Source organism: Paenibacillus massiliensis 2301065 = DSM 16942 (assembly GCF_000377505.1).
Lineage (GTDB): Bacteria > Bacillota > Bacilli > Paenibacillales > Paenibacillaceae > Paenibacillus > Paenibacillus massiliensis.
In genome coordinates, this window is record NZ_KB898185.1 from 782,253 (window position 1) to 795,904 (window position 13,652).

The window sequence follows — 13,652 nt, forward strand, 5'->3', positions numbered from 1 at the left end:
CACCAGAACACCTAAAACGATCCTAAGTCTCTTATGGTTCACGTTGAAGCCTCCTGTATGCTTTGTGTCATATCCGTTCTTTTTATTAATGCATCCTATTGCAGGATTGCAGGTTATGCTTCCACGATTAGAAGCGGCCAGGTATCCAGCCACTGCTTGTCGAACACCCGTTGCCGGAAATAGGTGTCGCTCCGAAAGTATGGACCCTTGCGTACCTTCAAGTCCATTAGATCCTGAAGCCCGAAAGGAGCGACGATCTGAAGCTGATCCTCCTGGTCCAGATAGATGCCTACCGCCGTAGCTGTCTCTGGCCAATAACGCATCGCATCGGACACTGAAGCGTATGGAGCATGTCCATTGCGTATATGCATGTGTGCCTGATTCTTGACCGACCAGTTCCGATGAATCTGATCCCGGCCCAGCTGCTGTTCAAGCCATTCATCCCGCTCCTCGCTCTGCTGCTCGGGATCAAAGTATATGACGTCAATATCATTTAAAGGGGTCAAGGACACATAGCCGTGAAGCTTGTCCCAGACCCGGTTCCGCACATATCCGGCCGCGATGCAGGCTTGCGGTAGTCCGAGCTCCCTCACACGTCTCAAATCATCATATACCTGTGGGTCTTCCAGCCAAGCCAGCAGCCGCTCACGCTGCTCTATGTTGATATGATGTTCCATCAGATACCTCCCTAAGATGAAAATAACATGCACGCACTCGTTACAGAGTACATGCATGTCCAAGAACAACTTCCAAACTACAGCCTATCAACTACAATCTACAAAAAAGCTTCGAGAGCAGTGCAGGTCATGTGATACGTTGGCTCCAGCTTGGATATGACCGGTTTGACGGTCGACAGCTTCCGATCACGCGCAGCTTGCTCAATATCAGCGAACATGATCGACATTCGCTTGATGCCCAGACTGAGACTTCCTGATTTTAGCTCATGCGCAGCCTCCAATATTTGATTATACACACACGGATCGAACTTCTCCTGCTCCAGCAGACCGATCAAGCGTTGCAGCTTACCTGGCGTATCACCCTTATATATATCCAGCAATGAAGCAAGCAGCTCTGTGCTTCCATCCTCATCCAGAGCCATGATGTCTCGGATGACCTCTTCATCAATGAGAGCCTCCTCTGGTGCAGCTTGGGGAAGCCAGTGCTGCAGCTTCTCCCTTAGCAAATGAATCGAGGCTGGCTTTTGCAGGAAGTCGTCAATGCCCGCAGTCGCCCCCTTGCTCCTTTCCTCTTCACCAGAGCTACCGGATAAGGCGATAATGGGTATCCGTTCGCTTTGCGATTGCAGTTCGTGTGCACGAATATGAGCTGCCGCAGCATATCCATCAAGCTTCGGCAAATGAAGATCCATCAGTATGCAGCCGTAATGGCGGTTACGCGCATACTCTACAGCCTCTTCACCGCTTACCGCAAAATCCAGCTCTTCCAGCCCCAATCGTCTTAGCTGCTCCCCAATCACCTTCCGGTTCACAAGCTGATCCTCTACTACGAGAATCGGCAGCATGGTATCCATCTTGTGACACTCCGATAGTTCTGCTGGAGCACCAGCCTTCGTAGTATGCGTGAGGTGAAGCTCAGGATCACGGGCCTTGCGCAGCTCTAACTCAATCCAGAAAGTTGCTCCCTCCTGCTCTACGCTGATACATCCGATCTGACCGCCCATCATTTCCACGAACAGCTTGCTAATCCATAGACCCAGGCCTGTGCCTCCATGTGGCGTTGTCTGTCCCTCTACCGTTTGGGTATAGGGCTGAAATAATATGGATTGATCAGCTTCTGAAATGCCTATGCCGGTGTCGCTCACCTCAACACGCAGACGTTGCTGCTCGTCGCTATTCTCCAATAGCCTGATCTTGATCTGCAGCTGCCCGGCAACCGTGAATTTGTTAGCATTGCCAAGTAAGTTGAGCAGTACCTGTGTGAGTCTCGCTGCATCCCCGATGAGCCTTGTTTCCACGCCCTGCTCCAGCTCCGTAGAGATCACATTGCCTTTCTGAGCAGCCTGTACCTCAAGCAAAGCTGTAACTTGCTTCATCATATCCTGCAGATTGATAGAGGTAGCCTGCAGCTTCATTTCTCCGGCCTCAATTTTGGATAGATCGAGCAGATTGTTCACCATGTCCAGCAGCAGCTTGCCTGACTGCTGAATCCACTGTATCGACTCCCGCTGGGCAGCAGGTAGCTCCTCTGCCAGAAGCACCTCTGTCAAGCCAAGCATTCCGTTCATGGGTGTACGAATTTCATGGCTTACCATGGCAAGGAACGTACTCTTCGCCTGATTCGCTCGTTCGGCATCCATTCTCGCCTGATTCAGCTCCGAATTGGACTTGGTCAGCTTTCTTTGCAGATTCACTAATTCATTATTCATCCCGGAGAATTCGCTTAGCACTTGTTCCTGCTCCGTCTGTGCTGTCACGATCTGTCTGGATAGCTCCTCAATGGTCTTGCGTAGATTCTGAATCTCCAACGAAGGATCACTCATGCTGTGTTACCTCCCTGGGCTATATGTGACAATAGATCAGCAGCAGCCTTCACTGCCTGATCCGCATCTATCGCGAAGCCATCTGCTCCAACTTCCTGCCATAGCCTGCCATCCATGTTGAACGGCTGTCCACCCACCATGATCTTTACATGGGCTGTTCGCTCGTCCGCACGAATCGCAACAATCAGATCCTTGATCAGATGAACATGAAAAGCCATCGTTGCCGATAGTGCCACTAGGTCGACGCTATAGTCAATAATAGCCTGAATTACATTTCGCTGCGGTACATTCGCCCCCAGATAGTACGTGTTCCAGCCTTCCATTTCAAAGAAATCCGCTATCATTCGAATGCCAATCTCATGCTGCTCCTGCCCTACGCAGGTGGCGAGTAGCCGATATCCATCACGTGAATGAACGATCCATCGACCATACAGGCTGGACATGATGAACTGTGTGGCTGCCGTACAGAAATGCTCCTGAGCGACATTCATGTCTCCCATCTGCCACAGTCGTCCAATCTCATATTGTGTAATCTGAAAGATATATTTATAAATATCCTTTATAGCTACCTCATTCTCCAGAAGCTCCTCCACAAGCTCAAGTGCTTCTCTTCGGTTCCCTGCACTTAGCAAGTCAAGGTACGTTCTAGCTTCCTCATATAACGGGTTATCCTGCCGGATGAACGAGGGGTATTCCTCTGGTTCCTTGATTCGTTCAATGCCGAGCAACAAATGGTCCCGCAGCATCGTCTTGCCTGGGTGCTCCAGTAATTCCTCCAGGGCATTGTCGGTCAGCCGCAAGTTGATCACAAGATCCTGAGAGGTGATTCCGAACCCCTCCAGCAGAATTTTGAGCCAGGAAATATACTGAACAAACAGCTTCGGACTGTCTACCATGACACTCTCTGCCAGAAATTGAAGGCTATAGAGCGTATCCTGCCTAGTCTTCACTTTACCGATTGGACCATATCGCTCCATCAACTCGGGTTGAAGATCATATTGTCTATCTACAATCCAATCTGCCAGTTCACCCGCCCGTGTGAGTAGCAATTCGCCAGCGTTGCTATATCCAGGTTGTATACTCAAGCGAATTCACTCCATCCGGATTAATATAGTACCGCGAGCTTCAAAATGATGAACACTATAATTGAACTTCAATACAATGAGCTACAGCAATATAAGCTCAACCTTTAGTATAACGTATACTGCTTCATGAATTAACCCGTATTCGCAAACAATTCGAAAATGAAGGACTTATTAAGTCTATTATCTTCAAATAAAAAAAGTACCGGTATACATAATACCGATACTTCTTCACCAATACTTCTTCGTAACGCCAATTGCAGTGTGAGCCCTCTACCCTATCGCTCCGCTCCGAATCCCAGCTTACGCAGTAAGGTGATGGCCTGTTCCTTCTCCTTCAAAGACAGCCCACTGACCGCATCCATGATAACATCCCGATGACCTGGGAAAATCTGCTCGAAAAAGTGACGACCTTCCTCGGTTAGCTCAGCATAGATCACGCGCCGGTCATCCTGGGACGCCCGACGGGTCAGCATATTCTTCTTTTGAAGCTTATCCACTACATAGGTAATATTTCCACTGGAAATCAAGACCTTCTCACCGATCTTCTGTAGCGGCTGCGGGCCACGATGGTACAATAGATCCAGCACTCCGAATTCCGTAGTATTCAATCCATAGCCATGAATATCTCGATTCGTGCGGGATGTTACTGAATTATAAGCTCGTGCTAGCACGACAAACAAATTAAGGGATATTTCCTGATGATCCGTTGAATTAGACATAAAAGCCAGCCTCCACACCTCATATCTTAATTCAAAGATATATTAATTGTATGGAACTGTCAAGATCACCAGCGCTTTGTAGCCTGTCCACATGCTAAGCTCGATTTCTGATGCGAAGCTGACCATCAGTAGCTGCGATAATAACTTGGTCCGCCATGCCTACGAACAAGCCATTGTCTACGACACCTGGAATCGCATTCAAGAGAGCTGCCAGTGAACCCGGCTCCTTGATCTGACCATAGCTGCAGTCAGCGATGTAGTTGCCGTTATCAGTAATATACAGATCTCCGTCCGCCCTTCTCCAGCTCACTGTGGCACCCGTCTCCTCAAGCGACCTTTTGGTCCATTCATGAGCGAAGGGTACTACCTCTACAGGTAACGGGAAAGCTCCCAAGGTCTGAACAGCCTTACTCTCGTCAGCTACAATAATCAGCTTGTCCGACTGAGCCGCCACGATCTTCTCACGCAGCAATGCTCCACCGCCGCCCTTAACCAAATGAAGATTCTCATCCACTTCATCAGCGCCATCAATGGTGAGATCCAGGCGATCCAGTGACTCAAAGGGAACAAGTGTAATGCCAGATTCCTCCGCCAACTGTTCAGAGGCACGAGATGTTGCCACCGCTTCAATCTTCAGACCATCACGCACTCGCTCACCGATCTTCAGAATTGCCCAGTAAGCAGTAGAGCCAGTCCCGAGGCCTACCTTCATCCCATCCTGGATTGCTTCGACTGCCTTCTCGGCTGCGATTTTTTTCATGTTCATAATAATCGCTCACTCCCACTTGTAATCTTACTTCCTAAGTGTACTACAAACTTTGATAACTAGAGGTGTTTTTTTTGAGTTTTTCCAGTATCATATTTTTGTACTCTTTTTCTAATGATTGCATAACAATGCATATTTACGCAATTACATCTAAGTTTTACATCCGTCTGATCTCATATAACTCTCACTTTGCTCTTCATTTTAAGACTATTTTTTACGATATTACATATGGGGTCAGCAAATTACCAGGACTTGAGTCTTATATGACAGGAGGGCAGAACAACTTAGTCAATACATAGAGAAAGGAATGACCACCAGCTTCCCTAGCGTCAAGATTATGAGTTCTAGCAACATTATTTCGAACCAGGAGTGAGCATTTTTGAAAACTTGGACCCGACTTTCATTTTTCACGAAAAACCTTCTTCTTTCTTTCATTAACATTATTTTGATTGGGACCCTGCTGATCGCGTCCAGCTACCTGATTCAGAAGTCTGTTCTGATCGACCAGCTCCATAGCCAGATTGAAAAGGTAACGGAGAGCTGGTATCAACAGATTGATGCCGAGGAAGTTAGACAGGCGGTTACAGAGCAAAGCTATGACGGCCCTGCACAAACCAAGCTGCGCGAGACGCTCGACACCATAAGCAAGTACAATCCTAACGTGAACTATGCTTACATTTTTGGGGTTGAGCTTGAAAATGGTCGTGGGACCTCGATTGTAGCTATGCCTACCGCTCTGCGCAATGACTTCGAAGCAGCGGATATGGGCGTTGGTGCTATGTATGAACAGCCAGTAATCATTGCAGACGCGGTGGGTAAGATGCTGAATGCTGGCAACCCAACATTCTCAGACATTTACTCCGATGACTTCGGTACATGGACTACGCTGATGTATCCGCTCAAGGATAGCAGCAACAAGATTTTTGCGTATTTTGCCGTTGACGTGGATGCGAGTGCCGTGCCTGTTGGCTTAACCAAGACCCTGTGGACTGGTATCGCGATCATGGCCTTGTTCTTCGTTATTTTCTTCGTCGTCCAATATATTGTCGTCAAACGTACACTGTCTCCGATCAAGGAATTGATCCATGGAATCGAAGAGGTCAGTGAAGGTAATCTGAATGTTCGTATCAAGGCAGGCGTCGATGACCTTGGCATTGTGAATGACAAATTCAACACTATGGTTGAGCGTATTAACAACACCATGGCCCGAGTACAATTTACAACCGATGAAGTGAATGAATCCGCCAAGGAGCTGCTCGCAATCTGTGAGCAAAATGGTACCAACGTTAACACAATTAACGACAATATCAATGAAATTACGGATAACATCAAATCTCAAGAGCAATCTTCTATTAACACAGCTCGTTCCATGTCTGAGATGGCATCTGTTATTCAGACGATTGCTGTCAATGCCTCCAGTCTTGCCTCAGAGGCCGATTCCGTACAACAGCGCTCCGTTGAAGGCAACATGGTCGCACAACAGGCTGCTGAGCAAATGCACAAGATTACAGACTCCGTTAAGAACACTTCGCGGGCTATTCGTCTGCTCGAAAGTCGTTCACAGGAGATTGGCAACATTCTGAACATTATTAGCGGCATTTCAAGCCAGACCAATCTGCTTGCCTTGAACGCCTCCATTGAAGCAGCTCGTGTCGGTGAGGAAGGTAAAGGCTTTGCTGTCGTTGCTGGAGAGGTCCGCAAGCTTGCTGAGCAATCCCAGGCAGCCACCCAGCAAATCACTGGCTTGATTGAAGAGGTTCAGAAGGAGATTAAGGAAGCCTCGATCGCTATGGAGACAGGTACCATGCAGGTTGAAGAAGGAATTGCTGTTACAGAGAAAGCTGGATCATTGTTCGAGAACATTCTGGGTGCTACAAGAAGCTTTGTCGCACAGATCGAGGACCTGTCCAGCTCTACCGAACAGATCTCGGCAGGTACTCAGGAAATGACGGCTACCGCAGAAGAACTCTCAAACACAGTGAGCAAGACTGCTAGCAACAGCGGCTATATCTCTCAGACAGTGGAAGAGCAGAAGGCTTCAACGATCTCAATCATTGACTCCTCTAACAAGCTCAGCTCGATGTCTGAGGAACTAAGAGAACTGATTTCCTATTTCAAAGTATCCAATCCGAGCTAATGCATAGTCGTAACGTATAGCTAACTTCCAAAGAGCGCCTTCCATACTTATTTCTCGGATGGAAGGCTTTTCTTTCCCTATAACATTCATCGGAGGAGATCTGAACATGAGTCATTCCAATACGAATATTACTGCGCCAGTCATTCAGGCACTTCCTATTCCGCTCGATCGTAATCGCAGGCACAGAACCTACGAGCAGGACAACTTGAATGTACAGCTTGACCGGACCGTATATGAAGCTGTGCAGGCCAAGATTCCTGTAGCGCAACAAGAAGCGTTCTTCACAGCCGTATTCTTTGCCTGGATGTACAGACTCTCTGCGGAGACCGAACTGGCCTCCCTCATCTACAGTAACACGGCGGGATGGAATGTGTGGGAGCTAGAACTGCAACCGTCCCTAACGATGTCCGAGCTAATGAACCAGTGCCATGATCTTCATTCCTCTAACGCCTCCCGACTCACAGAGATCGGTGCAGAGGTTGTGTTCTCATATTTGCAGGCTGCCGACAAGGTACAGGACGCTGCTAAGTCGGTAAAATCCTTGCAGCCGTTACCTGAAGCTATGCCCGAGCCTGTTATCGCCTTATATGTAGCAACCGAGGAAGACGCGTATCATGTTCACATTCGGTATGATCGCTCGCTACTGCTGGCTGATACGATGGAGCGCTATGCTTCCTATTACAACGTAATAGCATTAGAAGCAGTATCCGGGCCTGAGAAGTCTATCAGCTCGTATGATATTCTGAGCGATTATGATCGAGCTGCGCATGAACAGCTTAATGCAACAGAGGTACCTTACCCGGAGCAGCAGACCATTCATGGCATGTTCGAAAGCGCTGCTGCTCAGTATCCTGAACATGGAGCTATCGCCTCAGGAACAGTAGAGCTTACTTATCGGGAATTGAACAGCCGCGCGAACGAAATTGCCGTGGAGCTGTTGTCCAGAGGACTTGCGAAGGGTGATTTCGTCACGATTTACATGGAACGCAGCATCGAGACAGTCATCTCACTGCTTGGCATCATGAAGGCAGGCGGCGTATATGTACCAGTAGACCCAGACCACCCTGCGGAGCGTAACGGCTTCATCGTCGAAGACACTCACTCCGCTTACGTCCTGACGAAGCAGTCCTATCAAGAGCAAGCTGCTGAGCTCTGCTCAACCATCTCGACCGTTCGGGAGATTCTGATCATAGAGGAGTTGCTCGTCGGGCGTGAGACTGCCAATCCGCAGCTGGATGTGAGCCCAGACGATCTTGCTTATATTATCTACACCTCTGGCTCAACGGGTAGACCGAAGGGTGCACTGATCGCCCACCGCGGTGTCGTGAACCTTGGAGCCGTCGTGCAGCGGGATTGCGACATTGAACCACACGATGTGCTTACCCAGTTCGCAACCTACAGCTTCGACGCCTCGATCTGGGATACCATCGGCGCGTTATTTTACGGAGCTAAGCTATACTTACTCTCTTCCGAGGAGAGGGTTTCCGTCGAAGAATTTGCAGAGGCTATTGAGCGGACTGGCACTACCATTATTACGATTCTGCCTACCGTATTCTTCAATCAGCTATCAACCTATCTATCGGATGAGGGCTACCGCAAGCTGGCCCGGGTGAAGATTATTACGGTCGCAGGTGAGGCTCTTTACGGGAACCAAGTCCGGGCATTCCAGAAGAAATTCGGTACACGAACGGACATTGTCAACGTCTATGGACCTACTGAATGCACGGTAGCTACAACCACACATCGGGTTCGTGGTGCCGTGGACGAGGAGCAGGTTCACATTCCGATCGGGAGACCGATCCACAATTATCAAGTCTACGTTCTTAATGAGGAAAACCGCCTCTGCCCTGTCAATGTGCCTGGAGAGCTATGCATTGCTACACCTGCGCTTGCCAAAGGCTACCTGAACCAGCCGGAACGAACGGCACAGTCGTTCGTAGACAATCCATTCATTCCTGGCGGACGTATGTACCGCTCAGGCGATATTGTTCGCTTGCTGCCAAATGGTACTCTGGAGTATGCCGGACGCAAGGATTCCCAGCTCAAAATCCGGGGCAATCGTATTGAAATTGGTGAGATTGAAGAGCAGTTGGCTCGTCACGCCGATATCCAGGATGTAGCTGTTATTGCCAAGAAGGATGCACAGGGACAGAATATGCTGGTTGGCTACTACACCACCACGCATGGCACAGAGCTTGAGAGTACAGAGATTAAGGCACACCTAGCAGCAAAGCTTCCATCCTACTTCATTCCCGATTTCATCATTGGGCTGGAGCGGATGCCGCTATCGCCAACTGGCAAGCTGGATCGGAAGAAGCTGGCCTCCATGCCACATGAGCAATTCGTACAGACCCATGCACTGCCTGGGGAACCACCTCAGACAGAAACCGAGCAGCGGATCGCCGATGCCTGGCAGGAGGTACTCGGACATGGTGGAATAATGCGTGACGATGATTTCTTCCGTATTGGCGGGAACTCGTTGCACATCATCCATGTGCTGGCCAAGCTCAAGCCTCATTATCCAGGACTTCGGATCGGTGATTTCTTCCGCCATACAACGTCGCATCAGTTGGCCGATTATATTCAGCAGCTAACACAGCAAGCCCAGCAGTCATTATCAGCAGATGGTGCAACCGGACAAGCAGATATGACTCAGCAAGGACCCAAGGTTGAGCTGAATGAGCATCCGCTGGAATTTGTACCGGATCAGTCCTTTGCTCCAAGACCGATTCACAAGCTGCTGATTACAGGCGCTTCTGGTTACCTCGGCTCGCATATTTTGCATGATGTGCTGCGCTATACTGAGGCAGAGGTCTTTGTCATGATGCGTCATACCGAGACAGAGGCAGCCTACCAGCGACTTGCCGGGATTTTGACGGAATACTTCGGTGCATCCGCTGCCCTCGTGTTGCGCGACCGGGTAACCATCGTATACGGCAATCTGGAGGAGCCTAATCTGGGAATGCTTCCAGAGGTTCACAAGCTGCTTAGTGAGCAGTTGGATGCTATTATCCACAGTGCTGCTGACGTGCGACACTTTGGTGATTCAGCTGCATTTGAGCGTACGAATGTTAATGGCACACGTGCCTTGCTTGACCTTGCTGCCTCCAGACCAGGCATGTCCTTCCACCACATTTCAACGATGGGGATTCCCGAGGATCTGGCAATGAGTGGACAATGGGAGCGCGCGCTACAGCATTCCTCCTTCCCGGCGGATATGCAGCTTGAGAATCTGTATTCCAACAGTAAGCTTGATGCTGAACGTCTGTTGTTCGAGGCTGCTGCCTCAGGAATACCTGTTACAGCCTATCGAGCAGGCAACCTGTCCTGTCATTCAACCAGCGGGCGGTTCCAGACCAACATTGAGAGCAATGCCTATTACCGGATGCTCAAAGCCATGCTATTGCTGAACAAAGCTCCCGAGGCGGATTGGGATACGGACTTTACACCTATTGACTATGCGAGCCGGGCAGTAGTCGAATTGGCATTCAACGCGGAGAGCGCGAACCGCATCTATCATATCTGCAATCCTCAGCCATTGCCTTATGCAGACCTGATTGATATGATGCGTGAGCTAGGCTATACCATTGACACCCTGCCATTCGCAGAATACACCTCCTGGCTGCTGAATCCGAGCAGTCAAGTGCAGGATGATGCGTTGCAATTGGCTATGGGCCAACTGGAGGGAGACGGAGCCAAATCCTCCGCTTACCGCTATGGCTGCGCTGTGACAGCCGCACGTCTGGAGCAGCTTGGTGTTCGCTGCCCTGTGACCGATCAGGCATTCATCCAGCAGATGGTGAAGCATGCCATAGACGTAGGGTATTTCCCACAGCCCGCCGTGCTGCAGCAGCCATCTGCTGCTCGCTGATTCTATACGCAGATTGTTCAACATGACCTTCATTACACTACTAAAGGCAACATAACAGAACGCGAGCATTCAGAGACATTTCTTGTCTTGAGTGCTCGCGTTCTTTGATATATTTTCCAACATCGTATGTGTTACTGCATAGCGGAACCCTGTGTAGTAATCAGATATTCCCCTCGAACTCTTCTATTACGATCTTTCCAATCGTGCTGCCTGTCTCTAGCAATGTGTGAGCCTCTCGCAGATTAGCTGCGTGAATGGGTCGCAGTCTTGTAGTTAGCGTGGAACGGATTAGGCCTTGATCTATTAGACCCGATATCTCATTCAACAATTCATGCTGCCTGATCATATCACTTGTCTGGAACATAGAACGGGTGAACATCAGCTCCCAGACGAAGGTTGCACTTTTGCCCATTAGGAGATTGAGATCAAGCGCTTGCTTCGTCTCCACAATAGAACAGATTTTCCCTTGCGGGCTGATGGATGCAGCCATATTAGGCCAATGCAGCTCGGTACTGTTCAAGCAGAAGATGTAATCCACCCCATCCAGACCCAACGCTTGAAGCTGTGGCAGGAAGGGTTCATGATGATTAATCACTTCATCGGCTCCCATGGACCTGGCCCATGCAACGGACTCTTCCCGTGAAGCCGTGCCGATGACGCGCAATCCAGCGTACTTGGCCAGTTGAATGGCGATGGACCCCACTCCACCTGCTGCTCCAATGACTAGTAATGTCTTGCCCTCATTCTCAGCTGGGGTGAGCCCTACACCAAGACGATGGAACAGCCCCTCCCAGGCCGTAATTGCAGTTAGCGGCAGAGCAGCCGCCTCTGCATAATCCAGCGAAGCAGGCTTCATACCTGCAATCCGCTCATCCACAAGATGATATTCACTGTTACCTCCAGGACGGATGAGGCTGCCTGCATAATAGACCTCGTCGCCTGGTCTGAACAATGTACATTCCGGGCCGACCTCTACTACTACTCCTGCTACATCCCAGCCCAGTATACGCGCTTCCTGCTCTACTTTATCCTTGGGGGCTCGCTGCTTGACATCGACCGGATTTACACTGACTGCTCTCACATGAACCAGAAGATCTCTGCCAGTTGCTGCTGGAGTCTTCAGCTCTACATCCACTAGACTATCCGGATCAGCAATGGGCAGATAACGGTATAGACCAACTGCCTTCATGGTTGCTTTGGGTGCTTCATTCATCATCTCTTCCTCCTTGGATCTTATTGGGTCGCTCTATGATTGTAAATATAACGCAATTGTTCTAAAATCATAAGTAGGCACATTAATGTTATGTAGTATCTTTTTTTATACTGTAAGGAGTGAGTCTATTGGAGGACTACAGCAGCAAGTATGGGGAATGTCCAAATGAAGAGGGTTGTCCCGTTGCCTACACATTGGATATCATAGGCGGCAAATGGAAGGGGATATTACTCTATCACATGATAAAGCAGCCTGTTCGCTTCAATGAATTCCGCCGGATCTGTCCGACGATTACCCAGCGCATGCTGACTCTGCAGCTACGCGAGCTAGAGCAGGACGGTATCGTTCACCGTGAGGTGTATCATCAGGTTCCTCCCAAGGTGGAATATTCACTGACCCCCTTTGGCCAGACCCTGATTCCTATTATTATGAAGATGAAGGAATGGGGAGAGCAGCATAGACATCAGACTCTTGTCAGATCTTAGCGGTATCTATAGCAACAACGCAGAATAGCCGATCCACATTGTGAATCGACTGTTCTGTAACGTCTCGATATTCAGCTAAAACGATGGCACGATTATTGCTCAAGTATGGTGTAATCGAGGTAATACCTTATGGCAACAATGATCGACAGATGCAGCGGGTAGAAGCTGACCCAGAGCCAGCGTGGCACACGAGGGCGAATGAATGACGGCACGGAGCGGAGGCTCACGATAAGTATTGTAGATACAAGACTTAAATGCTGTGTCATCTGGAACAACGTTATCTCTCCGTAAGGCAAGGAATATCTAAGCTCATACAGCAGGTTCAGCACGAGATGGGCTGGAATCATCCAGAAGCCTCTGCAATACCGATAGATCAGCACAAGTAACAGGCCATATGCAGCGTAATCCATGTCGCTTGCTTCCATGAACAGTCCAACCAAGATATACATTGGAATGACTAGCCATAGACGCTTCATTCGATCAGCAATGGCGATAGCTCCTAGTGATGCTAACAGAGTCCAGACTACATTTAGCCCGTTCGTGTCGAAGGCCAGCATAAAGGGTAGCTGCGAGATCAGCGCTAGTGCACCAAGACGCAGCATGTATTTGGTCAGATTCCTCGTATGTACATAGCCCATATATAGAGCAAAGGCATAGATAGGGAAAGCAATTCTCCCAATCATTCGCCAAGGTGCTGATCCTGGAAAAAAAACAGCTCCAATATGGTCAATCAGCATGGTAATCATAGCAAGCCAGTGCACAGCAGTTATCTCCTCCCTGAAAGTGTATCCTGATCCCGGGTGAAGTCCGCAGGCATGCAAGATATTTTATTAATTATACTATAGCTATAGTGTTATAGCTTGTCATTGTGTCGAA

General features: G+C 49.1%; 10 protein-coding genes. 3 read left to right on the plus strand and 7 right to left on the minus strand.

Annotated features, from left to right (window positions below):
• Positions 1–113: 113 nt before the first annotated feature.
• The 5 genes from D328_RS0103470 to rpiA all read right to left on the minus strand — a co-directional run bounded on the left by D328_RS0103470 (position 114) and on the right by rpiA (position 5,070).
• Positions 114–677: a nucleotidyltransferase family protein gene (locus D328_RS0103470; RefSeq protein WP_018883564.1), complete on the minus strand. Its 564-nt coding sequence runs from the start codon at positions 675–677 to the stop codon at positions 114–116.
• Positions 678–775: 98 nt separating this feature from the next.
• Positions 776–2,500: an ATP-binding protein gene (locus D328_RS0103475; RefSeq protein ID WP_018883565.1), complete on the minus strand. Its 1,725-nt coding sequence runs from the start codon at positions 2,498–2,500 to the stop codon at positions 776–778.
• Positions 2,497–3,585, minus strand: coding sequence for a cobalamin B12-binding domain-containing protein (locus tag D328_RS0103480; protein ID WP_018883566.1), 1,089 nt, complete (start codon positions 3,583–3,585; stop codon positions 2,497–2,499). The genes D328_RS0103475 and D328_RS0103480 overlap by 4 nt, the downstream gene beginning before the upstream one ends.
• 275 nt (positions 3,586–3,860) lie before the next feature.
• On the minus strand, positions 3,861–4,304 hold the full coding sequence (locus D328_RS0103485) for a MarR family winged helix-turn-helix transcriptional regulator (protein ID WP_018883567.1): 444 nt from the start codon (positions 4,302–4,304) through the stop codon (positions 3,861–3,863).
• A gap of 94 nt (positions 4,305–4,398) precedes the next feature.
• Positions 4,399–5,070, minus strand: coding sequence for a ribose-5-phosphate isomerase RpiA (gene rpiA, locus D328_RS0103490; protein WP_018883568.1), 672 nt, complete (start codon positions 5,068–5,070; stop codon positions 4,399–4,401).
• Between the two features lie 379 nt (positions 5,071–5,449).
• Between rpiA and D328_RS0103495 the strand changes: the two genes are divergently transcribed.
• Both D328_RS0103495 and D328_RS0103500 read left to right on the plus strand, forming a co-directional pair.
• Positions 5,450–7,207, plus strand: coding sequence for a methyl-accepting chemotaxis protein (locus tag D328_RS0103495; protein ID WP_018883569.1), 1,758 nt, complete (start codon positions 5,450–5,452; stop codon positions 7,205–7,207).
• Between the two features lie 106 nt (positions 7,208–7,313).
• A complete protein-coding gene (locus D328_RS0103500; protein WP_018883570.1) occupies positions 7,314–11,078 on the plus strand; it encodes a non-ribosomal peptide synthetase in 3,765 nt (1,254 codons plus the stop codon).
• Between the two features lie 160 nt (positions 11,079–11,238).
• Here D328_RS0103500 and D328_RS0103505 read toward each other — a convergent pair whose 3' ends face one another.
• On the minus strand, positions 11,239–12,291 hold the full coding sequence (locus D328_RS0103505) for a zinc-binding alcohol dehydrogenase family protein (RefSeq protein WP_018883571.1): 1,053 nt from the start codon (positions 12,289–12,291) through the stop codon (positions 11,239–11,241).
• Between the two features lie 128 nt (positions 12,292–12,419).
• Between D328_RS0103505 and D328_RS0103510 the strand changes: the two genes are divergently transcribed.
• Positions 12,420–12,776 (plus strand): winged helix-turn-helix transcriptional regulator, encoded by a 357-nt coding sequence (locus D328_RS0103510; RefSeq protein WP_018883572.1) that lies wholly within the window; start codon positions 12,420–12,422, stop codon positions 12,774–12,776.
• Positions 12,777–12,868: 92 nt separating this feature from the next.
• On the opposite strand, the gene D328_RS0103515 is transcribed toward D328_RS0103510, so the two are convergent.
• Complete coding sequence (locus D328_RS0103515; RefSeq protein WP_018883573.1) at positions 12,869–13,537, minus strand: TraX family protein; 669 nt, start codon at positions 13,535–13,537, stop codon at positions 12,869–12,871.
• Positions 13,538–13,652: the final 115 nt, after the last annotated feature.